Here is a 23,501-nt window from a genome sequence, read left to right on the forward strand (position 1 = left end):
GTACGATGACGGCCAGTCGGGCAAGGCGTTCCACAACATCCGGGGCGCTGGCCCGACTGATTGGCGGGCAACCTGGCTCGCTGCAAGTTCCACCCGCCAACGAAAGCTTCCATGAAAAGCCACGCCAGCATGAACCGTATTTACCGCCTCGTCTGGAACGCCGCCCTGAATCTGTGGGTGGCCGTGGCGGAAAATGCCAAGGGCAGAAGCAAGGGTGGCTCGGCGCGCGGCAGCGTGCAGTGGGATGACGTGCAGGCGGAAGGAGGCCATGGCGTCGATGGCGGTGGCGCGGACTTCAGGCTCAATACGGCCTGCCGCGCGGCGCTGGTGTTGCTTACCTCCCTGGCGGTGCTCACACATGAAGCGCATGCGGCCGATGCAGCCAATGCCAGTGTGTCGGCGGGTAGCGGCAGTGTCTCCACGCTAGGCAACACCACCACCATCAACCAGGCCAGCCAGCGCCTGGCCATCGACTGGACCAGTTTGTCTACTGCGGCCAACGAGGCGCTGCGATTCAACCAGCCCAATGCCTCAGCGATTGCACTGAACCGCATCACCGGCGCCAGCCCCAGCGAGCTGCTCGGCAGCCTGACTGCCAATGGCCAGGTCTTCATTCTTAATCCCAACGGGGTGTTGTTTGGTGCCGGCTCACAGGTCAACGTCGGCGGACTGGTGGCTTCTACCTTGAGCATGAGCAATGCCGACTTCATGGCGGGGAACCACGTCTTCAGCAGCAACGGCAGCAGCGGCTCTGTGGTCAACCAGGGCACCTTGACGGCGGCTCCCGGCGGCTACCTGGCGTTGCTGGCACCGGAAGTGCGCAACGAAGGCGTGATGACCGCAAGCCTTGGCACGGCGCTTCTGGCTGCGGGCAACAAAGTCACCTTGAACCTGGACAACGGGAGCCTGCTCGGCTACAGCATCGATCAGGGCGCGATCAACGCACTGGCCGAGAACAAACAGCTCATCAAGGCCGACGGCGGCCAGGTGCTGCTGGGCGCGAAAGCGCTCGACAGTCTCACCACGGGCACCGTCAACAACACCGGCGTCATTGAAGCGAAGACGATTGCCAACAAGGCCGGCCGCATCATGCTGATCGGCGATATGGAGCACGGCATGGTCAACATGGGCGGTACGCTGGATGCCAGCGCCCCGGATGGCGGTGACGGCGGCTTTATCGAGACAAGCGCCGCGCACTTCAAAATCCTGCCGGGCTTCAGGGTGAACACGCTGGCGCCGCGAGGCAAGACCGGCACCTGGCTGCTCGACCCGGCCACGATGACCATCGCGGGCGGCACAGGCGGGGCCGCCGACACCATTTACGAGGACACGATTGAAGCGATGGGTTCTGACGTGGTTATTGAGGCCACGGATTCGATCAACGTCACGGGCACTTTCGGCAATGCCGATGTAGAGCTCCTCAGTGGCCTCAATCTCACCATCAGAACCACCGGTCCCACCGGTACCGGCATCGACCTCACGGGCAGCACGCACGGCGCCGGCCTGGCGTTCAAGGTTTCCGGCGGGGGCTCGGCGAGCGTGACCACAGCGGCGGCCACCCAGGCTATCAAGACCTCCGCCATCTCCGCGACCGGCGGCGCCGGCACGATCAATCTCAACTCCGCCGGCGCGCTGGATATCAGCAACACGGTCCTGCAGACCAGCGGAGGCGCGATCACGCTGACCGGCGCGGGCCAGGCCGGGAGTTCGGGCGTGCGGGTGTCCCAAAGCACCCTGAACGCCGGCACCGGCGCCCTCACCATCAACGGCACCACGACAGACCAGTCGCAGTATGGCGTGCTGTTGGACCGCTCCACGCTTACCAGCGGCAATGCCAACATCAACAGCGCCGATAGCGCCGTGAAGCTGGCGGGCACCAGCGTGGCAAGCACCGGAAACATCACCGTCGAAGCGTCGGGTGCCAGGACGAGCCACCACGCGCTCGAGCTCGTCAATGAAGGCGCCACGCAAACCAACATCGGCGTCAGCGGGGGCGGAACGATAAACATCACCGGCAGACTGGTGAATGGCGGTGGCAGCGCCACGGGCGGCTCTTCGGGCGGCGTGGTCGTCACCAATTCCAGCGTGACCGGCGGCACCGGCACCGTCACCATCGCCGGTGACGTAGGCATGACCGGGGTCATCGCTCAGGTGGCCCGCGGCGTACGGCTGGATTCTCTGGCCAGGATCACAGGTGCGGGCAATATCGACATCACCGGGCGTACAGGGTTGTTTTCCCTGGCAGGTACTGCCGGCGTGGAACTCGGCACCGGCTCGGAGGTATCCAGCACCGGCGGCTATATCACCGCTACCGGCCGGGCCGGTGTCAGTAGTGCCGCCACCGAGGTCAAGGGCCTGATAGCAAGAGGAAAAGTGCAGTCCGGCACCTTGCGCAGCATCACGCTGGACGGATCGTCCTCGTTAAATGCTGCCGGGATCAGCGGCTCCGGCGTCCTCATCGATGCCGGCGCAGACATCGTCGCGGGCAGGCTTGGTTTTAACAGTACGGGTTTGTTCAGTAGTTCGAACGGGGGAACGGCGAACATTACCGGCATCTCCATGGTGGGCGGCAGCATCAACTCGACCGGCGAGATCACCATGATCGGCAACCTCGGTGGGACAAGCTCTATGGGCGGGGGTCATGCCGTGAGCCTGACCGGCGGCAGCATCAACTCCAACACGGCGGCCATGACGCTGCGCGGAATGAATTTTCCTACGGGTGCAATTGCGCCGGCCGGCAGCTACGCCCTGAACATCGACGGCGCCAGCATCACCAGCGGAGGCGGTGCGATCACGCTGCTGGGCGACCGCATCAACATCGGCTCCGCCGTCAACGCGGGCGCGGGCAAGGTGCTGGTCAACACGGACATCTTCAGCGCCAACCAGCCGATCACACTCGGCGGCGCATCAGAAACCGCCGCCATGAACCTGAGCAACGCCGAGCTTAACCGGATCACCGCGTCGGTGATCGCGATCGGCAGCACTTCCAATACAGGCGGCATAGTCATCGGCAACACCGGCGGCGCGATCAACCTGGCCAGCGCACCCAGCTTGAGCCTGATAAACAGCAACGCTGCAGGTTCGGGCATCTCGCAAACAGCGGCATTCACGGTTGCCAACCTGAAGGCCGATGCACAAACCGTCATCCTGGACAACTCACTCAACCAGATCAGCCAGGTCAGCGGTCGCGCCTACGGAACGAACAATTTCGAGGTTAGCTCCTACTCTGCCTTGTCGGTGGGGACGGTGGACGGAACGGCCGGCATCACCCAGTCCGGCACCGGTCTTGTTGCGCTGCTAAGCCGCGGCGCGCTGTCGCAAACCCAGGCCATCGTCGCGAACACCTTGCAGGCCACCAGTTTCGGGGGCATGACGCTGGCCAACGCAGGCAACCAGATCCAGAATTTCGGCAGACTTAACAACAGTACATCGGGCGACATCACCCTTCGCAACACCGCCGCCACCGCCAGCTTCCAGGGCAGCTTCAACAGCGCCGGCCGCGTCGATATCGCCAACACGGGCAATATCTTGATGGTGGGCTCCTACATGCCTTTTTTGAGCAACGCCACGGGTACGACTGCGGGCACCGCCGGCTTCAGCATGGTGGCCACGGGCGGCATCAGTACGCAAACTGTCCAGACCAACATCAATCCCCTCTCGGGTGGCTCGGTCTACCTGGAGGCGGGCAACGGCAGCATAGGCGCCAGCACCGCCCGCCCCATCACCATTTACACGACCGGCCCGGTCGTTGCGGTGGCGAGCGGCGCCGGTTCACAGGTCAACCTGGACCTGGCCAACGGCGGCACCCTGGAAAACGTCAGTGCAACGGGCGCGGTGAACGTCACCGCTGCCTTCGCCCTGGCGGTCAAGACGGTGTCCGGCAGCTCGGTCACTCTCAGCTCCTCGCTCGGAGCCATCCTTGACGCCAATGGCGCGGCCAACAACATCACCAGCACCACGCTTAACGCGACCGCACGGGAAAGCATCACGCTGGGCACCAATGTGACCGGCCTGCAAACGCTGGCGACCACAGAACCTGGCGCTGCGGGCGACATCAGCCTCACTGCCGCCAATGCGCTGAGTACCAGCAATCTCGCCATCAGCACTAACGCCGGGTCTGCGCAGACAGTCAGCGTGTCATCCGCGGCCGGCATCACGGTCGACAACGCCTTCGGCAATGCGCAGGACAAGTTCAAGCTGATCACGACCGGTGGCAACATCGCCATCAACGGCGCGCTGACGGCCAGCGAACTCACGCTGAGCACCGCCGGTACCAGCACACAAACCGCGGGCATCACGGCCACCGGCCTGGAGCTGCTGGGCACGGGCACGCACACCCTCAACAATGCAGGCAATGCGGTCACGACGCTGGCCGGCAACACAGGCGATGTGGCCTACGCGCAGGCCGGTGCGTTGACGGTGGGCACCGTCAACACGGCAGGCCTGACGGGCACCGGCAAGGTGCTGGTGCGCACCACAGGGGCGGCCAGCGACCTCACCTTGAACAACAGCGTCACCTCCGGCAGCGCGGCCAATGACTCGCTGGTGCTGGCCGCCGGGCGCAACTTTGTGAACAACGCCGGCGGCGGTGCGCTCAACCCAGGCGCGGGCCGCTTCCTCGTCTATTCGACCAGTCCTGTTGCCAGTAACCTGGGCGGCATGGTTTCCACAGGCAACGCCTTTGGCCGCACCTATGCGGCCAACGCGCCCACCGATGCGTCGATGACTTCTCTCACCGGTAACCGCTTTGTCTACAGCGTTGTGCCGACGCTCAACGTAAGCGGTGACAACCAGAGCAAGGCGTACGGCGGGGCCGACCCGGCTCTTACATACACCGTGGGCACGGGCCTGGTGGCGGGCGACACCGCAACCAGCGCGCTGAGCGGAGCGCTGTCGGCGCCCACAGGCGCTGCCACGACCAGCCCCACACATGCCATCACGCAGGGCACGCTGGCATCGGCCCTGGGTTACAACGTCGTCTATACCAACGGCACGCTGACGATGACCGGTACGCCGCCTTTGCCTGCATCCCTTTTCGGCGTGACGGCAGCGCTGGATGGGCCTTATGTGACCGCGCTCAACACCATTGCCGGCACGGGCAATGCCATGGGTGGCGTCACGGGTGGCGCCGATAGCGCCAATGGAGATGGCACAGGCAGCATATCGAGCGCGGTGGACGACGATCCGTTCAACATACTGGATGATGGCGCGCGCATGAAGGCGTTGAATGCCGCCGCAGAGGCAGCCCGCCAGGACAGAGGCGAATAGGCGGCAGCTTGGGGAGGAGGCGGGGTAGGCGAGGCCCTGGTGGGCCTGCGGTGAGACTCTGCGCAGGCAGCCTGCACGGGTGTGGTGACCTTGCTGGCCACTGGCTTGCCTTTGGTGACTGCCAGTACAGGCAGTACTACGCCCGGCACGCCAGACACAGTGCAGTACAGGATCGCGCTGCAAACCGTCTACCAAACCAGCCGCGAGACGGTCAACAGCGGCCCCGCCAGCTTCATTGAGCCCGACAACCGCGACGATGAGGCGGGCGGGAATGGCAACGGCAGTAACGGCAGTAACGGCAACAGCGGTGACAGCGGCAACGCCAGGCTGTTGAACTCGCTGGTCAGTATCGTCAGCTGCGGTTTATTGATGCCCAAAAGCGTTAGCCGTGCCACTTGTGAATAAACCATTTTCATGGCTCTTCATTAGCTCAGTCGGGCTGTAGCCATTTATGGGCGGGCGCAAGCAGCTATTAAAAATGTAGCAATGACTCCGCGAAAACCAAGTCATCCCCCACGATGGCGAGCTGGACGCGCGGCCTGGCCATTTCGGAGCCTGCAGGGAATCCCTGGTTGGGCTGAGCGCTTACATCAATTGGGGCGCCGTTGGGCGACGGATTAGGGTGGGCCTCATAGCGCATTTGTGCTACAGGCAAAACCGGCAGATATAGTTACGATTGGTTTCATGTCCCTAAAAATGGGGACATACAGGATGAGCTGTCTCTGCGACATTGCCGGAGCGGTCACGCTGGACGTATTGCATCCGCAGTATGGCTGCATGAGAGTCGGGTACACACAATTGCAGGATGTCGCCCGGGGCATCGAAGCCATGGCCCGGGGGGGCGATGGGGTGTATGGATGGTCAGCTGCCATGAAGGAGCAGTGGCTTGTGTTGGATGAGCATTAAGAAAAGTAGAGCGAAAAAATGAAACAGAATTCGTTACCCCTTTCCGCGCTGGCTTCAGCCCTGTTGGTAGCTTTGCATACCGGCGCCTGGGCGCAGACTGCCCCAGCCCCTGACGCCGGCCAGGTGCTGCGCGACCTGCAGCAGGCGCCCGCCTTGCCGCCGCCACAGAGCGTTCCGCTGCAGCGCATCGAAGAGTCAGCCGACCCCAGCCAGAAGGGCGAGGCGAGGGTGCTCGTGAAATCCATCACCATCACCGGCAACCAGGAAATCCCGTCCAGCGAACTTCAGCCCCTGGTGGCCGGCCTCATAGGCGCGGAGCGCTCGCTGAGCCAGCTGAACGCCGCCGCCCGCCGCATCACCGCCTACTACCGCAGCCAGGGTTTTGCCGTGGCCCGCGCTTATTTGCCCGCGCAGGACATCACCGATGGCGCTGTCACCATCAGCGTGATCGAAGGCCGCATCTCCAGCCACAAGATCAACAACCAGTCGCTGCTGAGTGACGAGCGCGCGCAGGCCTACCTTGGCCAGGTCAAGGACGGCGACGTCATCAAGTCCGACCAGATTGACCGCGGCCTGTTGCTGCTGCAGGACACGCCCGGCGTCAGCACCTCGCGCGCCACGCTGCAGCCCGGCGCCAGCGTGGGGACGTCCGAGCTGCTGATTGAGGTCAACCCGGCCAAGCCCTACAGCGGCAATGTCGTGGTCGACAACTACGGCAGCCGCTACACCGGCGAATACCGCGTGGCCGGTACGTTCAACCTCGTCAGCCCGCTGAAGATCGGTGACCAGCTCACCGTCAATGCACTGACCAGCGGCCGCAACCTCAGCTTCACGCGATTGGCCTACCAGTTGCCTGTGGGCAGCGACGGCCTCAAGGTAGGCGCCGCCTACTTCGACACCCGCTACAAGCTGGGCCAGGAGTTTGAAACCCTGCAGGCCCATGGCACGGCCACCTCTGCCAGCCTGTTTGCCGCTTACCCCTTCATCCGCAGCCAGCTTAAAAACCTGAACGGCACAGTGTCGGTGGAAGACAAGCAGCTCAAAGACTATGTAGACGCGACCTCTACCTTCACACCCAAGAAAGTCCTGGTCACCACCTTTGGCCTTTCAGGCAACCTGCAGGATGCCCTGGGCGGCGGGGGCATCACCGGCCTGGACCTGTCGGTAGCGATGGGCAACCTGCGCATCAACTCGCCCACCGCATTGGCCATTGACGCGGCCTCGGCACAGTCCAATGGCAGCTACACCCGTGTTTCTTATGGCGCCAGTCGCTTGCAGCGCTTTACCGACAGCACCTTCCTGGCCGTGTCAGTGACGGGCCAACTGGCCAGCAAAAACCTGGATTCATCCGAGAAGTTCTCATTGGGCGGCGTCAACGGGGTGCGCGCCTATCCGCAGGGTGAGGCTGGCGGCGACGAGGGCTATCGCGGCACAGTCGAGTTGCGCCACACCCTGATGACCAATGTGCAGGCCACCGTGTTCTATGACTGGGGCAAGGTCACCATCAACCGCAACCCTTTCGGCGCGGCGGCCTCCAACAGCCGCCAGCTGGCCGGCGCGGGCTTTGGCCTGAATGCCAGCCTGGCGGGTGTGCAGCTGCGTTCTTCGCTGGCCTGGCGCACCGACGGCGGACTGCCGACTTCCATCCCGGCCTCGTCGGCCAAGCGGCCCACGCTGTGGCTGCAGGCGTCCATGGCGTTCTGACGGGCCAGGTATCTGAGGCTTGCCGGCGGCTCTCAAATCTCCGAAGTAAATCGGGTGTTTGGCCAACAGGGACGGGCGCAAGCAGCTATCAAAAACATAGCAAATTTGAAGCACTGCCTTGCGGGTTGCCGTGTAAAAGTTTTTGCGGCCTGGTGATCTGGAGCAGGGCGGTAAGGGGAGGCACTATCGCGCGCTAGGCGCGCTGAAAAAATAGCGCGCCGAGGTTTCCAGGACGCGCAAGGCGTTTGCCCGGACATCGCTTGAGAGCTGCTTCGGGGCTTGTACGTAAAACGGCCAGTTTGCAGAGGTGCGGCCCTGTGGTGGCCGGGTGACCGGAGTGACTGGCGTGGCCAGGGTGACAGGGGTGAAGGGTGGCCTGGTGGGCGGGTCATGTAGAAGCTGCATATCAGTCTCTGGGTTGGGTTGTTCTATGGAATCACTTTGAAGAACAATGGTACTGTACATATATACAGTCTTCAACTATGATTTACCCATGGACACAAACACCCCACCCGAATGGATTGCCCGCTGCGCTGAAAGGCTGCACCAGCGATGGCACACCGTCGGGCCTGACCAGCTTGAAGAGGTCGCAGCAGTCATCTGGCAGGACGTGAACCTGCGGCGCATGGCGCCCGCTGATGCCGCGGCGCTATGGCTCAAGCCGGTTGTGCCGGCCCCAGACGGGACATAGCGGGCCGGCCGCAAGCGGCGCGGCGCGCAGCGGCCTTACTTTTTCATCTCGTCCTTGCCCATGGCGTCCTTGGCCATGTGGTCTTTTTTCATCTTGTCTTTTTTGGCCATGGCCATCTTGTCGTCCTTCTTCATGCCGTCCTTCGCCATGGCATCTTTACCCATGGCATCTTTCGCCATCGGATCCTTGGCCATGGCATCTTTTTTCATCGCATCCTTCTTCATGCCGTCTTTGGCCATGGCGTCTTTGCCCATGGCGTCCTTTTTCATCGCGTCTTGCGCCATGGCGCTGCCGCCGGCGAAGAGCATGCAGGCAGACAGGAGGGTTGCAGTCAATTTGTTCATGGTGTTGTCCTTGAGTGGTAGTGAATGAATGGATTGTTGAAAAAAGGCAATCGTTAAATGATTGCCCGCGTTGCAGGGTCTCTGAGCGGCGCTCAGCTACCTCCGAACCAGTTGTAGCCCTGGTCTTCCCAGTAGCCTCCAGGGTAGGTGTTGGTGACAAAAATCGCCTGGATGTGTTTGGGGTTCTTGTAGCCCAGCTTGGTGGGCATGCGCAGCTTCATCGGGAAGCCGTATTTGGGCGGCAGCGGCTGGCCGTCGTAAGTCAGCGCCAGCAGGGTTTGCGGGTGTAGCGCGGTGGGCATGTCGATGCTGGTGAAGTAGTCGTCGGCGCATTTGAAGCCGACGTACTTCGCGCTCAGGTCGGCGCCCACATGACGCAGGAAACTGCCGAAGTGCACGCCGCCCCATTTGCCGATCGCGCTCCAGCCTTCCACGCAGATGTGGCGGGTGACCTGGTCCACTTGTGCCATGGCGCGCAACTCGGGCAACGCCCATTTGCGCCTGTCGGACACCATGCCCGTGACTTCCAGCCGGTAGCTGCTTTCTTCGATTTCCCGGATTTCGTCCTCGCCGTAGTAGGCGTTAAAGGGGAAAGGCCGGGTGATCATGGATTCGGGATAGGTCGGCGCCAGGCGGTTGGGGTCAAACAGCAAGCCCTGCACCTCGTCGTTGATGCGCGAGATCTTGCTGAGAGCGGTGTTGACGCTTTCGCTGTCGTCCAGCATGCAGCCGGTCAGCATGGAAAGGCCACCCAGCGTGAGCGAGGTGCGTAGAAAATCGCGGCGCGCCGTGCCGAGCTTGCGGGTGTGGGCAATGCGTGCAACGGCTTCATCCAGCACGGCGGCGCTGTCGATGTCCATACGGGGAGGGGGTTTGATGATCATGGGTAATCCTTGCGGCTTTGCGGCGGTTGGGCAGTTCGGCGAGTCAGCGGCCGCGAACCATATAGACGAGGGTGCGCGGCACCAGCGCCACCATCACCAGGTGGACCGCGACGAATGCGGCCAGCGCGGCCATGGCGAAAAAGTGAACCAGGCGCGCACCTTCGTAACCCCCCATCAGTTCGCGCAGGAGCGGAAACTGCACAGACTTCCAGAGCACCAGGCCGGAAACGACGAGCAGGACACTGTCCACCATGACGAAGAGATAGGCCAGGCGCTGCACGGTGTTGTAGTGGCTGGGGTCGGCATGGGCCAGCTTGCCCTTGAGGGCAGCGAGCAGGTCGGCGACCAGCGCCCTGGGTGAAAGCGGAAAGAATTTGTGAAAGAGCCTGCGTGTGACGATGTTGAACGCCAGATAGAGCAGGCCGTTAAAGAACAGCAGCCACATGGCCGCAAAGTGCCATTGCAGTGCGCCGCCCAGCCAGCCGCCCAGCGTGAAATCCTTGGGAATGGCAAAACCGAGGAAGGCCGTGGCGTTGTAGATGCGCCAGCCGCTCATCATCAGCACGACCACGGCCAGCGCATTGAGCCAGTGCATGGTGCGCAACCAGCCGGGGTGGATGATCTGCCGGGACGTGTTCATGAAATGCTCCTCTTGTACTGGCCGCAACGCCCGGTGTTCCAGTGGATTGCCGGGATTTCCGCCGCAGTCTTGCTGCGTGTTGCTGTTTGGTCGGGCTGGGCACGCGCTTCTTACACGCTGGTTGCATTTATTTGCAAAAGGGCGGGGAGCATGCCTGCATGCCTCTGGATTGGCCGCCGCCTAGAATCGGCCGGTGTCCCTGCCCAAACCCGCAATAGAGTCAAGATGCACCGCTACAAACGACTGATCGCCGTAGTCGCGTTTCTGGGACTGCTGCTGGCGGTGTTCCAGCTTTCCGGTTTGCGCGACAACTTCAGCCTGGTCTTCTTGCACCAGAAATTCCTGGACAACGAAGTCAGCGGCTTGCTGATTTTTATCGCGCTGTTTGCGCTGGGCAACCTGATCCAGATCCCTGGCTGGATTTTTCTGGCCGCGGCTGTGCTGGCACTCGGCGAGATGTGGGGTGGCCTGGCAACTTACCTCGCGGCCGTGATCTCATGTGCCTTTACCTTCTGGCTGATTCGCCTGATGGGCGGGGATGCTTTGCGGCAGATCAAGGGTCGGTGGGCTCAACGCACACTGGCTCAGCTGGACGCGCGGCCGGTGGCGAGCATCGTGGTGCTGCGCATGCTGCTGCAGACCGTACCGGCGCTGAACTATGCGCTGGCAATGTCGGGCGTGAAGTTTCGTGACTACCTATTAGGGACCCTGCTGGGCCTGCCGCTGCCGATTGCGCTGTACTGCGTGTTTTTTGATTACCTGGCGCGGGTGTTGAAGGTGCCGGGGTACTGAACTTAAACGGCGTTGCCTGCCATGCTGGCAAAGAAGGGTAGTGCAATCGCTGCCGCAAGAGAGAAGAAAAAAACCAGCCCATAGGTCATCAGCGCGAGCAAGGCTCCGCCTTTCAATTCAAGGGGTGCATCCGCCCTTGTTCTGGCTCGTGAGCCGAGCCACCATGCACCCAGACCCAGTTGTGCCGCCAGTCCGGTGGCAAGGTCCACAAGAGATTGGCGTATGGGGTCCGAGCCGGCGCCCAGCGACCTGACAACAGCACCGACGGCGAACAGAACCATGAACAGGACAACACCGAAAATGAATGCGTGTTTCCAGCTCAGTTGCGTACGGCGATAAAGCCAGGCCGCCAGTTTGACGCAGACAACATACGAAAAAATGGTGAATGCGATCGGGACAAGACCGGGAAGTTCGGGCATGTGTCAATCTCCGCGGTCAAGCGGCCTTGCCCAGCACCTGCTGGTAGACCGTCAGGTCTTCCGCCGAAAAGCAGCAGAACACCACTTCCGCCAAGGAAGAGGGTTGCTGCAGAGCCTGTCGCACGCTGGCCACCGCGACCTGGGCAGCCAACTCAATCGGGTAGCCGTAAATGCCGGTACTGATGCTGGGGAAGGCCATCGACGTGACGCCTTTGACTGCCGCGATTTCCATGGAGCGTCTGTAGCAGGAGGCCAGCAACTCTGGCTCGCCGTTGTTGCCGCCGCGCCAGACCGGGCCCACTGTGTGGATGATGAACTTCGCCGGGAGTCGGTAGCCTTTGGTTGCCTTGGCTTCACCGGTTTTACAGCCACCTAGCAGGCGGCATTCATGGACCAGTTCAGGCCCTGCAGCGCGATGAATGGCACCGTCGACACCGCCGCCGCCCAGCAGCGACGAGTTGGCTGCGTTGACGATGGCGTCAAGCTGCAGCTTCGTGATGTCGGCCTGGACGGCCCGGAGGGTTGCAGGCATGGCGACTTCTCTGGATGGCTGAACCTTGCTGGAAGAAGCACGCGCCCGCAGGAGCGGGCGCGCGCCGTCTCACAACACCTTGCTCAAAAAGCGCTGGGTGCGCTCTTCCTTGGGGTTGTCAAAGATCTCCGCCGGTGAGCCCTCTTCGATCACCAGGCCTTCGTCGATGAACATCACGCGGTCGGCCACCTGGCGGGCAAAACCCATTTCGTGGGTGACGACCACCATGGTCATGCCTTCTTCGGCCAGGGCCTGCATGACGGCCAGCACTTCGCCGACCATTTCGGGGTCGAGCGCAGAGGTGGGTTCATCAAACAGCATGATGCGCGGCTGCATGGCCAGCGCACGGGCAATCGCCACGCGCTGTTGCTGCCCGCCGGAGAGCTGGTTGGGGTAGGCGTCGATCTTGTCGAGCAGCCCGACCTTGACCAGCAGTTCGCTGGCGCGGTTGCGCGCCTCAAGTGCCGTCAACTTGCGCACCTTGGTCGGCGCCAGCGTGATGTTTTCCAGCACGGTTTTGTGCGGGAACAGATTGAAGCGCTGGAACACCATGCCGATTTCCGAGCGCAGGGCATCGACGTCGGTTTTGGGTTCGTGCACCGACACGCCATGCACCAGCACCTCGCCGCCGCTGGCGTCTTCCAGCCCGTTCAGGCAGCGCAAGAACGTACTTTTGCCCGAGCCGGAAGGCCCGATGACGCAGACGACTTCGGTGGCCTTGATGGCGCAGTCGATGCCGCGCAATACCGGCGTGTGGCCAAACTGCTTGGTCAGCCGCTTAACGCGAATCACCTCGTCCATAACGAGCCTCCAGTTTTTTGACAAGGTAAGCCAGGCCCAGCGTCAGCACCCAGTACATGAGGGAGATGGTGAGGTAGGGCTCCCAGTAGCGTGAATAGGCGCCGGCGACGGTGCGCGCGGCGTAGGCCAGTTCGGCCAGACCAATCGCCGAGATCAGCGACGAGTCTTTCAGCAGCGAGATCGCGTTGTTGCCCAGGGGCGGCAACATGCGCCTGAAGGCCTGCGGCAGCACGACGTGGTACATGGTGCGCGGGAACGACATGCCCAGCGAACGCGAGGCCTCCACCTGGCCCTTGTCGATGGACTGGATGCCGGCGCGGAAGATCTCGGAAATGTAGGCGCCGGCATTGAGCGTGAGCGCCACGATGCCGGACAGGAAAGCACCGTAGTTCTGCTTGATGTCGCGCGCTGTTTCACCCGAGATGATCAGGCCGTCAGTCGGGTTGATGAACAGCGGCAACACGGCGAAGTGGATCAGCAGGATCTGCACGAACAGCGGCGTGCCGCGGAAAAAGCTGACGTAGACGGTAGAGGGCCAGCGCAGGGCGTATTTGCAGATCGCGCGCGCGGGTGAATGGCGCGATTCGGCCACGCGCGCCATGCCGACCGCCAGACCCAGCAAGGTGCCCTGCACGATGCAGATCAGCGTCACCATGATGGTCATCTGCAGGCCGCGCCAGAACAGCACGCTGTACTCGGCAATGATGTCGGCCCGGAACCAGCCGAACCAGAGGACGTGTTCCATAAGGAGGTGTCCTGATGTTTACTGGGCGGGCAACGCGGGAGCGTCGGCCTGGAACCATTTCTTGTAGATGGCGGCATAGCTGCCGTCGGCCTTGACGGCGGCCAGGCCTGCGTTGAGTTTGTCCTGCAGTGCCTTGTTGCCCTGCTTCACGACGATGCCGAAGTATTCCTTGGGGAAGCCTGCGTCGCTGATGGTCTTGAGGTGCTTGTGGTCTTGTGTGCGGAAAGCGATCACGCCGTTGTCGCCGATGGCGGCGTCCAGGCCGTTGTTGGCAAGCTCGGAGATCACCACGGGGGTGCTTTCAAAGCGGCGAATGTCGGGGTTGGTCTTGCCGAATTCGCGCGAGGCCATGTCGTCGCCGGTGCTGCCGGTGACCACGCCGATTTTTTTGCCGGCAAGGTCTTTCAGGCTCTTGGCCGTGCTGTTGCTGTGCACGGCGATCAACTGGCGGGCTTCGAAGTAGGGGGCGGTGAAGTCGTAGGACTGCTTGCGCTTGTCGTTGATGGTGACGCCCGAGATGACCAGGTCCACGTCGCCATTGTTGAGGGCAGCAAAGATGCCGGTCCAGGGGGTGTTGACGATCTTGATCTGCAGGCCGGATTTCTGGGCGATGGCTTTGATCATGTCTACGTCATAGCCAACAATTTCCTTGGTCGGGCTTTCATAGGCAAACGGACGGTAGGTGGCGCTGGAGCCGACGACCAGCTCCCTGTTTTGGGCCTGGGCTGCGCCCAGCGCACAGGTCAGCAAGCCGGCTGTCGCGGCAATTTTTTGCAGAATGTTCATGGTTGTGTCCAGAGGATCTGAGTGAGGGAAACGCTCGCCGGCTCACGGACAGGCCGAAAAAGCGAAAGTAGCCAATGGTAACGCGTGCAAAAGCCGTGCCTGGTGCGTTCCGGGCAGGGTTTTCGCGGGGGACGATGCAGGGATGGGCGGGCAGCGGGCCCGCGATGCCTGACCGGTTCTAGGCCCTGAGCTGTTTGTTGAAAAACGCCAGGGTGCGCTCCCACGCCAGTTTGGCTGCGGCTGCGTCATAACGCGGCGTGGTGTCGTTGTTGAAGCCGTGTTGCGTGCCCGGGTACTGGTGGGCGGTGTAATTCGCACCTGCCGCTTTGAGGGCCGCCTCGTAGGCGGGCCATGCGGCATTGATGCGCTCATCCACCGCGGCGAAATGGATCAGCAGCGGCGTCTTGACCTTGGCGGCATCTTCCGCTGCCGGCAGGTTTCCGTAGAAGGGAACGGCCGCACTGAGCTCCGGCAGGCGCGTGGTGAGTGTGTGCGACATGCCGCCGCCGTAGCAGAACCCGACGACTCCCAGCTTGCCGGTGCAGTCGTCCCGGCTCTTGAGCCAGGTGGTGGCCGCCACGAAATCCTCCACGCACTTTCGCTGGTCCAGTTTGGCGAACAACTCGCGCGCCTTGTCTTCGTCGCCGGGGTAACCGCCCAGGGGGGTGAGTGCGTCGGGTGCGAAGGCGATGAAGTTGTCCAGCGCCAGCCGGCGGGTGATGTCTTCAATATGCGGGTTGAGGCCGCGGTTTTCATGAATGACAAGCACGCCGGGCAGTTTGCCCGTGGCATTGGCAGGCCTGGCCAGATAGCCTTTGACTGTGCCTGAGCCGGCGGACGACGGATAGCTGACCATGTCGGTCTTGATGCGTTTGTCATCCCGGGCAATTTGCTGCCCCGCGGCAAAATCGGGGCTGAGGGCGGCCAGCAGGGCTGTCGCGGTCAGGCCGGCGGTGGCGAATTTCTGGGCGCGCTCCAGGAACCCGCGCCTGTCAATGGTGCCGTGGACATAGGCATCAAACAGAATCAGCAGTTCCTGGTCAAAATCCTGGGCGGTCTTGCGTGGCATGTTGGGCTCCTGCAAAAAATCGAGCATACCGATTCGTGGCCTGCGTGGCAAAGGTCATCGTCAACCCGCAGGGCCGCGTGTTTTGCAGCGCCATCCGGATGCTATGAAAAATATAGCTGCTTGCGCACGTCGGGGTTGGGCTGGAAGCTCTTTTGTGCCCCAGATTCCTGGAAAACCGGTAAAACCTGTTTTAATAACGCACCGGGACGCTGGCCTGAATTGACAGGGCGTCCGTTCTGTGACTCACTGGGGTCGCTGTTCGTACTGCCTGGCTTCGGCGGCATCCCCAATCGATAGAGGAGAACTACATCTTGAACCTGATTTCATGGCTGATGACGTTGCTGGGCGTCGCCGTGGGCGCGCTTGCAGGTGTTTTGCTGTATGCCGCCTGGCTGCGCAAAAGCGCGAGTGCGAAGCTGCGGATACCCCACAAATGGCCGCTGCGTGCCCGTGGGGTGGTGACCAACGATGAATACGAGGTATGGAAATGGCTGCGAAGCACTTTCCACGACCACGCGGTGATGGTCAAGCTGCCGGTGCTGCGCTTTACCATTCCGCTGGAAAAAGACAAGGAAAAGGAAAAAGACAAGGAAAAAACCGAACGCCTGCTTGAGCTGCTCAATGGCGTCTACACGACTTTCACCATCTGCACCCTGGATGGCAAAGTCGTCGGTTGCGTGGATTTGCGCGGCAAGCGTGATGTGAGCAAGGCCACCCGCCAGCTCAAGGAGACACTGTTGTCGGATTGCGGCATTGCCTACACCTCCATCAAGGCCGGCCGTCCGCCCACGGTCAGCGCCATGCGTGCCGCCTTCCTGGGGGAAATTCCGGAGGAGCTGGTGCAGGAGCACCAGGAAACCCGCGGCGGCGACAGCAGTTTCCACGCCGACCTGGAATCTTTCACCCGGGAACGTGTCAAGGCCGCCAAGGACGCCGCGCTCAAGGAACTCAACAAGGACAACCAGCCCGAATCCCCGCGAGCCACGGCTACCCGCAATGTCGGTTTCAACCCCGATGGCACCGGCGGCATTCGCATCGACAAGAACGACCGTTTTGCGACGCAGTGGGAAGACTCCTTCACCCAACCCGCCGACGCGCGGCCGGCCAGGATCGAATAGGGAGCGCGGCAATGAGCGCTGCGCAAAGGCAGCTGCCCGCGAGCGGCGGTCAGAGGAAAACGCTGCCGTGAGCAGGCTGGGGCTTACCCGGGACAAGATCTACAAAACTGTGGCACGGCAGCTCCACGGGGTGGTGCCGTGCTGGGTGTGCGGCGAACATGTCACGCCCCAGGCCGCCACCCTGGAGCACATCCTGCCCCTGAGCGAAGGGGGCAACAGCCATGCAGAAAACCTGGCGATCAGCCATGAAGTCTGCAACGGCCAGCGGCACGCTGCAGGTGCCGTTCCGGCTTCTGCCGCCTCGCCGGGGCAGGTCCAAAGGCGCAAGTCCCCGCTTCTTGCCGCCAATCCATGACATCTTGCTTGCGGTACCTGTTTCGGTTTGTGCTTGCCTTGCTGCTGGTGGGTGCCGGGCCATTGGTTTGGGCGCAGCCGCAGGAGCCCGTGCAGGAGCGCACCGAAGCGGGTGAGATCACCATCGGCGGCGACGACAGATATGTACTGTCGCAGTCGTTTACCTACCTTGAAGACGCCGGCGGCGAGCTGACACTGGCCGACCTTTTGAAACCGGATGCCCAGGCGCGCTTTCAGCCGGTGCCGCAAACCGGCTCGGCCACCAATTTTGGTTTGACCAGCTCGGCCATCTGGCTGCGTGTGAACCTGCGGACCGAACGCAGCACACCCGCAGACTGGATGCTGGAGCTGGCCTATCCGCCGCTGGACCGGCTGGAGCTGTATTCACCGGACGGCAAGGGCGGCTTTGTGTGGCAGGTGGGCGGTGACCTGTTGCCTTTTGCCGATCGGGCCGTGGTGCACCGCAACCATGTGATGCCGGTGCGTCTCAAGCCCGGTGCCGTCAATACGCTTTACCTTCGGGTGACGTCGGACGGCACAGTGTCTGCGCCCGTGCGTCTCTGGCAGCCTGCAGCACTGTGGCGGCACGACCAGGCTGAATACGCCACGATCAGCCTCTACTTTGGGTTGCTGGTCGGGCTCTTTTTCTACAACCTGCTGCTGTTTTTCTCGGTGCGTGACCGGGCCTACCTGATCTATGTGGCATTTGTCGGCTGCATGGCCATCGCGCAGGCCGCGTTGACGGGTTTTGGCGCGCAATTCATCTGGCCGGGCCTTACCTGGTGGAACAGCATTTCGCCCCCTGCGGGCATGGCGGCGACCGCATCTTTCGGCATTTTGTTTGCACGCAGCTTTCTTTCCAGTGCACTCAAGATGCCCCGCATGGACCGCTTTATACAGGCGCTGGTGGGCGGCTGGCTGCTGACCCTGCTGGCCGCTTTTACGATGCCTTATGTGGTGTCTTCATGGATGGTGACCGTGCTGGCGGTTCTCAGTGTCACCACGCTGGTCGCGGTGGGTTTGCTGAGCGTGCGCATGGGGCATCCCGGGGCCCGGTATTTCCTGGCGGCATGGGCCCTGCTGCTGGTGGGTGTGGTGACGCTGGCGTTGCACAACACGGGTGTCCTGCCGTCGAATGTACTCACGGCCAATTCGCTGTTGATCGGGTCGGCGCTGGAAATGGTCGTGCTGTCGTTTGCGCTGGCGGACCGCATCAACGTCACACGGCAGGAAAAAGAGCAGGCCCAGGCCCGCATCATGGCTGAGCAATCCATGGTGGAGGCCTTGAGCGTTTCCCAGGAAAATTTTCGCACCCTGCTGAAAGAGCGCGAAATGATCCTGGAAAATTCCATTGTGGGCATTGCCTTCCTGACACCGGATGGCCGCTTTCGCTGGGCCAACCAGGCCATGCTCAAGGTATTCGGTGCAGGCAGCAATCCGTTGACTTCGATGGAGCCGTTTTACCTGTCGCGTGAGCAGTACCTGCAGGTGGGCGGTGAAGTGGCCGCCTGCGTGAGCCGCGGTGAAAACTACGAAGGCGAGATCCAGGTCCGGCAGTTTGACGGCACCTTGATCTGGGTGTCGCTGTCGGGCAAGTCCGTTGCCGGACGCGACCTTTCGCAGGGCACGGTATGGGTGATCATCAACATCACGCAGCGCAAGGAACTGGAGGCCAAGCTGCTGCGCACCTCCTCGGAGCGCGAAGCCATTCTTAACAGTGCGCTGGTGGGTATTGTGCTGTCGGTGAACCGGCGCCATGAGTGGGTCAACGAGAAATTCGCCCAGATGATCGGCGGCCCGCGCGAAGAACTGATGGGGCAGTCTTCCAGCTATATCCATCCCGACCTTGCCACCTGGGAGCAGTTCGGCAAGGAAGCGCGTGAGATGCTGATTGCCACCGGCAGTTATATCAATGAACGCCAGCTCAGAAGGCGGGACGGACAGCTCTTCTGGGTGCAGATGGCCGGCAGTTGTGTTCAGCCCCATGACCCTGATTCAGGTGTGATCTGGGCGTTTCTTGACATCACCGAACGCAAGAAATCAGAGGAAGACACACGCGAGGCCCTTGAGCAGCAAAAGGCGCTCAATGAACTGCGCACCCGCTTCGTGGCCATGACCAGCCATGAGTTCCGTACACCGCTGTCTGGCATTCTTTCCGCCGAGGAATTGCTCAGGCATTACGGCAGCCGCTTGCCTGAGTCGGAAAAACTGGAGATTCTGGACAGCATTGCCGCCGGCGTGAAACGCATGACGGGCATGTTGGACCGCGTGCTGCTGCTGGGCAAGGCCGATGCCCAGATGCTGGAGTTTGAACCGCATCCGCTGGACCTGCACAGGCTGTGCCATCAATTGGTGGAAGAGGCGCGCACCCAGCAACCGGACAGTCTGTGCGAGTTGCAGCTGGATTATTCCGCCGGGGCGGGAGAAGGCCTGTACGACGAGAAGCTCCTGCGCCACATCTTCAGCAACCTGCTCTCCAATGCGGTCAAGTACTCGCCGCTGGGCGGTCTTGTGCGGTTCACCGTGAGCATCGATCAGGACATGACCGTCATGGAGGTGGCGGACGAGGGCATCGGTATTCCGGAGGACGAGTTGCCGCACCTGTTCGAATCTTTTCACCGCGCCAGTAACGTGGGCACCATCCAGGGCACCGGCCTGGGCCTGGCGATTGTGCGCAACGCGGTCGACATCCACGGCGGCACCATCGATGTGCACAGCAGCGCCGGCTCGGGAACCACGTTCATCGTGCGCCTGCCAGCCAGGCACTGAGCGATCCACATGACTCCCGTAATCCACAGGCGCCGGTTGCTTCAGTCGCTGGCGGCGGCGGGTGCTGGTTTTTACCTGCCACCCAGGGCATCGGCCCAGCAACGGCTGACCGGCAATCCTTTCACGCTGGGCGTGGCCAGCGGCTCACCCACCCATGACTCGGTGGTGCTCTGGACGCGGCTGCTTCTGGACAATGATGCGGCCATGCGCTTGCAGCCGGCGCCGGTGGCCGTACGATGGGAGATTGCGCACGACGATCATTTTTCGCGCATCGTGCAAGCCGGCCAGACCCATGCTGTACCCGGTCTGGCCCACTCGGTGCATGTGGAAGTGCAGGGCCTGGAGGCCGATCGCTGGTATTTCTACCGCTTTGCGGTGGGCGAGGCGGTAAGCGCCACCGGCCGCACCCGCACCTTTCCGGCACCCGATGCCGCTGTGGGGCGGCTGCGGCTGGCCTATGCCTCTTGCCAGCGCTGGGAACACGGCTACTACAGCGCCTACCGCCATATGCTTGCTGAAGAGCTTGATCTCGTGCTCTTCCTGGGCGACTACATCTACGAGTACCCCAACGCCGGCCAGCCGGTGCGTGTGCCCACGGGCGGCTGGGTGCTCACGCTGGACGACTACCGCCAGCGCTATGCCTTGCACAAGGGCGACGCCGACCTGCAGGCCATGCACGCAGCCTGCCCGTGGATGGTGACCTGGGACGACCACGAGGTGCAAAACGACTACGCGGGCGCCACACCCGGCAACAGCGGGCCGCCGGCGCCGGACTTTGCCGCCCGCCGCGCTGCCGCTTACCAGGCGTTTTATGAACACATGCCCGTGCGCGCTTCGGCGCTGACGCGGGCCGTGGCCGGCCTGGCAAGCGGCGCTGAAATGCGCATTTACCAGCGCGTTCCCTACGGCCGCCTGGCCTCGCTCTACATGCTCGACGCCCGCCAATACAAGGATGCGCAGGCCTGCACGCGTGACGGGAAAACCGGCTCCAGCACACTGAGCCCCGCCACCTGCGCTGCGTGGAAGGATCCGGCCCGCAGCATGCTGGGGACGCAGCAGGAAAGCTGGCTGGACGCTGAATGGAGCCGGGCCGCCAGCAAGGAAAGCAGCTGGAATCTGGTCGGCCAGCAATCGCTTTTTGGCCAGCGCGATTTTCGCCGTGGGCCTGAGCAGGTTTTCTGGAACGACGGCTGGGACGGTTATACAGCGGCACGCACGCGTTTTACCAACTCCCTGCGCAAGCACGCCGTGGCGAACCCGGTCATCCTCGGCGGCGATGTGCACGAAAACTGGGTGGGCCACGTCAAGGCCGACTACGCAGATGCGGCCAGCCCGTCAGTGGGCACCGAGTTTTGCGGCACCAGCATCACGTCCCGCTCTGCCGGCAACGCGAAAATTCCGGACTACCTCGCCGAGAACCCGCATTTCGTGTTTGCGGACTCAGAACGCAAAGGCTACGGCGTGGTGGAACTGACCCCGCGCAAGCTGACCACCACCTTGCGCGTGGTGAGCGACGTGACGCGTGCCGACAGTGGTGTGCAAACACTGGCGCAGTTTGCGGTGCAGGCGGGGCGCCCGGTGATCGAGAAAGCCTGAATCCGGCATGAGTGCAGCAGGCTCCGGGTTCAGGTATTTTGAGGCTTTTTCGTAAGCAAAATCGGGCTCTAGCCCTTTCAGTGCATGCGCGAGAAGCTATTAAAACAATAGCAAACGAGTGCCCGCCCCAGATGAGTACCTGAGGCGCGGCACCCGGCGCGGCCAGCAGCGTCAAGCCGCCAGCTCTTCTTCTTCCAGGTTGTCGCTGAGGAAGCCACCGCTTTGGTGCGCCCAGAGCCGTGCATACAGGCCGCCGTTGGCCAGCAGGCTGCGGTGGTCGCCTTCTTCGACGATGCGCCCTTGGTCGAGCACGATCAGCCTGTCCATGGCGGCGATGGTCGAGAGGCGGTGGGCAATCGCAATTACCGTCTTGCCCTGCATCAAGGTGTTCAGGCTGCTCTGGATGGCGACTTCGACTTCAGAGTCGAGTGCGCTGGTGGCTTCATCGAGCAGCAGGATGGGTGCGTCTTTCAGCATCACGCGCGCAATCGCGATGCGCTGGCGCTGACCGCCTGAAAGCTTCACACCGCGTTCGCCCACGTGGGCGTCGTAGCCGTGGCGGCCGTGCGGGTCGGTCAGGTCGGCGATGAAGGTGTCGGCTTCGGCACGCCGTGCGGCCAGGCGCATGTCGTCGTCGGTGGCGCCGGGGCGGCTGTAGGTAATGTTGTCGCGCACCGAACGGTGCAGCAGCGAGGTATCTTGCGTCACCATGCCGATGTGGCTGCGCAGGCTGTCCTGCGTCACGGTGGCAATGTCCTGGCCGTCGATCAGGATGCGCCCGCCGTCGAGGTCATAAAACCGCAGCAGCAGGTTGACCAGCGTCGATTTGCCCGCGCCGGAGCGTCCGATCAGGCCTATCTTTTCGCCAGGCCTGACGGTCAGCGTCAGTTGGTCGATGACCGGCTTGTTCTTGCCGTAGCTGAAGTTCACGGCTTCAAAGCGCACTTCGCCGCGCGGCACGTCCAGTGCGGCCGCATCGGGCGCGTCCACGATGGTGTGCGGCCGCGAAAGCGTGTTGATGCCGTCCTGCACGGTGCCCACGCTTTCGAAAAGGCTGGTGGTCTCCCACATGATCCAGTGCGACATGCCCTGCAGGCGCAGCGCCATGGCAGTGGCCGCGGCCACCGCACCCGCGCCGACCTGGCCCAGGTGCCAGAGCCATAACGACGTGCCGGCCATGCCGAGGATCAGGCCCATGCTGAGCGTGTGGTTGACGATCTCGAACGCGCTGACCAGGCGCATCTGGGTGTAGCCGGTCTTCATGAACTCGCTCATCGCGTCGCGCGCGAAGCCGGCCTCGCGCCGGGTGTGCGAGAACAGCTTGACGGTGGTGATGTTGGTATAGGCGTCGGTGATGCGGCCTGTCATCAATGAGCGGGCGTCGGCCTGCTGCTTGCCGATGCGGCCCAGCCGCGGCACGAAGTAATAGAGGCTCGCGATGTAGAGCGCCAGCCAGACCAGGAAGGGCGCTACCAGTTTCGTGTCGAAGGCGGCGGCCAGAACCGTCATGGTGGCGATGTAGACGCCCATGGCCACCAGCACGTCGGCCAGCACGAAGAGCGTGTCGCGCACCGCCAGTGCGGTCTGCATGACCTTGGTGGTCAGCCGGCCGGCGAATTCGTCCTGGTAGAACGACATGCTTTGCCCCAGCATCAGGCGGTGAAAGTTCCAGCGCAGCCGCATCGGGAAGTTGATGGCCAGCGTCTGGTGCTTCACGGTGGTCTGCAGCGCTACGGCGGCGATGCTGGCCACCACGATGAAGGCGAGCCAGCCCAGTGCGTTGCCGTGCTCGACCCACAGGTTGGCGGGCGCCGTCGCGCCCAGCCAGTCGACGATGCGGCCCAGCATGGCGAACAGCAAGGCCTCAAAAACCGCCATGACCGCCGAGAGCAGCGCCAGCTGAAGGATGTAGCTGCGTGCGCCTTCGGTGCAGGCCCACAGAAAGGCCATGAAACCCTTGGGCGGCAAGGAAGGGTCAGCGTCAGGGTAGGCGGGAAGCTGGCTTTCGAATCGTTTGAAAAAACCCATGGATGTCGTTTGTCTTTGGTTCAGGTGTCTGCTTATAAGGTGTTATGGCTGTGGG

General features: G+C 62.5%; 19 protein-coding genes. 9 read left to right on the plus strand and 10 right to left on the minus strand.

All coding sequences use genetic code 11. The features are described 5' to 3' along the window. Positions 1-111: 111 nt before the first annotated feature. The 4 genes from AC1DYQ_RS03345 to AC1DYQ_RS03360 all read left to right on the plus strand — a co-directional run bounded on the left by AC1DYQ_RS03345 (position 112) and on the right by AC1DYQ_RS03360 (position 8,569). Positions 112-5,268: a two-partner secretion domain-containing protein gene (locus AC1DYQ_RS03345; RefSeq protein WP_477685560.1), complete on the plus strand. Its 5,157-nt coding sequence runs from the start codon at positions 112-114 to the stop codon at positions 5,266-5,268. Between the two features lie 114 nt (positions 5,269-5,382). Continuing rightward, entirely contained in the window at positions 5,383-5,673 is a 291-nt protein-coding gene (locus AC1DYQ_RS03350) for a hypothetical protein (protein ID WP_477685561.1), read from the plus strand. Between the two features lie 519 nt (positions 5,674-6,192). Continuing rightward, the gene (locus AC1DYQ_RS03355; RefSeq protein ID WP_477685562.1) at positions 6,193-7,878 is read left to right on the plus strand and encodes a ShlB/FhaC/HecB family hemolysin secretion/activation protein; all 1,686 of its coding nucleotides are present in this window, start codon (positions 6,193-6,195) and stop codon (positions 7,876-7,878) included. Positions 7,879-8,371: 493 nt separating this feature from the next. Further along, entirely contained in the window at positions 8,372-8,569 is a 198-nt protein-coding gene (locus AC1DYQ_RS03360; protein WP_477665830.1) for a hypothetical protein, read from the plus strand. Between the two features lie 35 nt (positions 8,570-8,604). Here AC1DYQ_RS03360 and AC1DYQ_RS03365 read toward each other — a convergent pair whose 3' ends face one another. The 3 genes from AC1DYQ_RS03365 to AC1DYQ_RS03375 form a co-directional block, all read right to left on the minus strand. Next, a complete protein-coding gene (locus AC1DYQ_RS03365) occupies positions 8,605-8,913 on the minus strand; it encodes a pentapeptide MXKDX repeat protein (RefSeq protein WP_477685563.1) in 309 nt (102 codons plus the stop codon). A gap of 92 nt (positions 8,914-9,005) precedes the next feature. After that, positions 9,006-9,797, minus strand: a complete 792-nt coding sequence (locus tag AC1DYQ_RS03370) for a molybdopterin-dependent oxidoreductase (RefSeq protein WP_477685564.1) — start codon at positions 9,795-9,797, stop codon at positions 9,006-9,008. A gap of 43 nt (positions 9,798-9,840) precedes the next feature. Then, positions 9,841-10,437 carry a cytochrome b/b6 domain-containing protein gene (locus AC1DYQ_RS03375; protein ID WP_477685565.1) on the minus strand — a complete coding sequence of 199 codons (597 nt, stop codon included), beginning with the start codon at positions 10,435-10,437 and terminating at the stop codon, positions 9,841-9,843. Positions 10,438-10,662: 225 nt separating this feature from the next. Here AC1DYQ_RS03375 and AC1DYQ_RS03380 point away from each other — a divergent pair, with 225 nt between their 5' ends. Continuing rightward, the gene (locus tag AC1DYQ_RS03380; RefSeq protein WP_477685566.1) at positions 10,663-11,229 is read left to right on the plus strand and encodes a VTT domain-containing protein; all 567 of its coding nucleotides are present in this window, start codon (positions 10,663-10,665) and stop codon (positions 11,227-11,229) included. A gap of 2 nt (positions 11,230-11,231) precedes the next feature. On the opposite strand, the gene AC1DYQ_RS03385 is transcribed toward AC1DYQ_RS03380, so the two are convergent. The 6 genes from AC1DYQ_RS03385 to AC1DYQ_RS03410 form a co-directional block, all read right to left on the minus strand. Continuing rightward, positions 11,232-11,648: a hypothetical protein gene (locus AC1DYQ_RS03385; protein ID WP_477685567.1), complete on the minus strand. Its 417-nt coding sequence runs from the start codon at positions 11,646-11,648 to the stop codon at positions 11,232-11,234. A 16-nt stretch (positions 11,649-11,664) separates the two neighbouring features. Then, the gene (locus AC1DYQ_RS03390; RefSeq protein WP_477685568.1) at positions 11,665-12,180 is read right to left on the minus strand and encodes an O-acetyl-ADP-ribose deacetylase; all 516 of its coding nucleotides are present in this window, start codon (positions 12,178-12,180) and stop codon (positions 11,665-11,667) included. Positions 12,181-12,249: 69 nt separating this feature from the next. After that, entirely contained in the window at positions 12,250-12,981 is a 732-nt protein-coding gene (locus AC1DYQ_RS03395; RefSeq protein WP_477685569.1) for an amino acid ABC transporter ATP-binding protein, read from the minus strand. Further along, positions 12,959-13,726, minus strand: coding sequence for an amino acid ABC transporter permease (locus AC1DYQ_RS03400; protein WP_457280527.1), 768 nt, complete (start codon positions 13,724-13,726; stop codon positions 12,959-12,961). Before AC1DYQ_RS03400 ends, AC1DYQ_RS03395 begins: the two co-directional genes overlap by 23 nt. Before the next feature lie 18 nt (positions 13,727-13,744). Continuing rightward, complete coding sequence (locus tag AC1DYQ_RS03405) at positions 13,745-14,512, minus strand: basic amino acid ABC transporter substrate-binding protein (protein ID WP_477685570.1); 768 nt, start codon at positions 14,510-14,512, stop codon at positions 13,745-13,747. Between the two features lie 178 nt (positions 14,513-14,690). Continuing rightward, complete coding sequence (locus tag AC1DYQ_RS03410; RefSeq protein WP_477685571.1) at positions 14,691-15,581, minus strand: dienelactone hydrolase family protein; 891 nt, start codon at positions 15,579-15,581, stop codon at positions 14,691-14,693. A gap of 311 nt (positions 15,582-15,892) precedes the next feature. Between AC1DYQ_RS03410 and AC1DYQ_RS03415 the strand changes: the two genes are divergently transcribed. The 4 genes from AC1DYQ_RS03415 to AC1DYQ_RS03430 all read left to right on the plus strand — a co-directional run bounded on the left by AC1DYQ_RS03415 (position 15,893) and on the right by AC1DYQ_RS03430 (position 21,418). Continuing rightward, positions 15,893-16,699: a DUF2726 domain-containing protein gene (locus AC1DYQ_RS03415; protein WP_477671902.1), complete on the plus strand. Its 807-nt coding sequence runs from the start codon at positions 15,893-15,895 to the stop codon at positions 16,697-16,699. Positions 16,700-16,766: 67 nt separating this feature from the next. After that, positions 16,767-17,054 (plus strand): HNH endonuclease, encoded by a 288-nt coding sequence (locus AC1DYQ_RS03420; RefSeq protein WP_477685572.1) that lies wholly within the window; start codon positions 16,767-16,769, stop codon positions 17,052-17,054. Further along, positions 17,051-19,822: a 7TM diverse intracellular signaling domain-containing protein gene (locus tag AC1DYQ_RS03425; RefSeq protein WP_477685573.1), complete on the plus strand. Its 2,772-nt coding sequence runs from the start codon at positions 17,051-17,053 to the stop codon at positions 19,820-19,822. The genes AC1DYQ_RS03420 and AC1DYQ_RS03425 overlap by 4 nt, the downstream gene beginning before the upstream one ends. A 9-nt stretch (positions 19,823-19,831) precedes the next feature. Then, positions 19,832-21,418, plus strand: coding sequence for an alkaline phosphatase D family protein (locus AC1DYQ_RS03430; protein ID WP_477685574.1), 1,587 nt, complete (start codon positions 19,832-19,834; stop codon positions 21,416-21,418). 171 nt (positions 21,419-21,589) lie between these two features. Here the strand turns inward: AC1DYQ_RS03430 and AC1DYQ_RS03435 are convergent, their stop codons facing one another. After that, a complete protein-coding gene (locus AC1DYQ_RS03435) occupies positions 21,590-23,446 on the minus strand; it encodes an ABC transporter ATP-binding protein (protein ID WP_477685575.1) in 1,857 nt (618 codons plus the stop codon). Positions 23,447-23,501 lie beyond the last annotated feature (55 nt).

Source organism: Polaromonas sp. P1_F4, assembly GCF_056405675.1.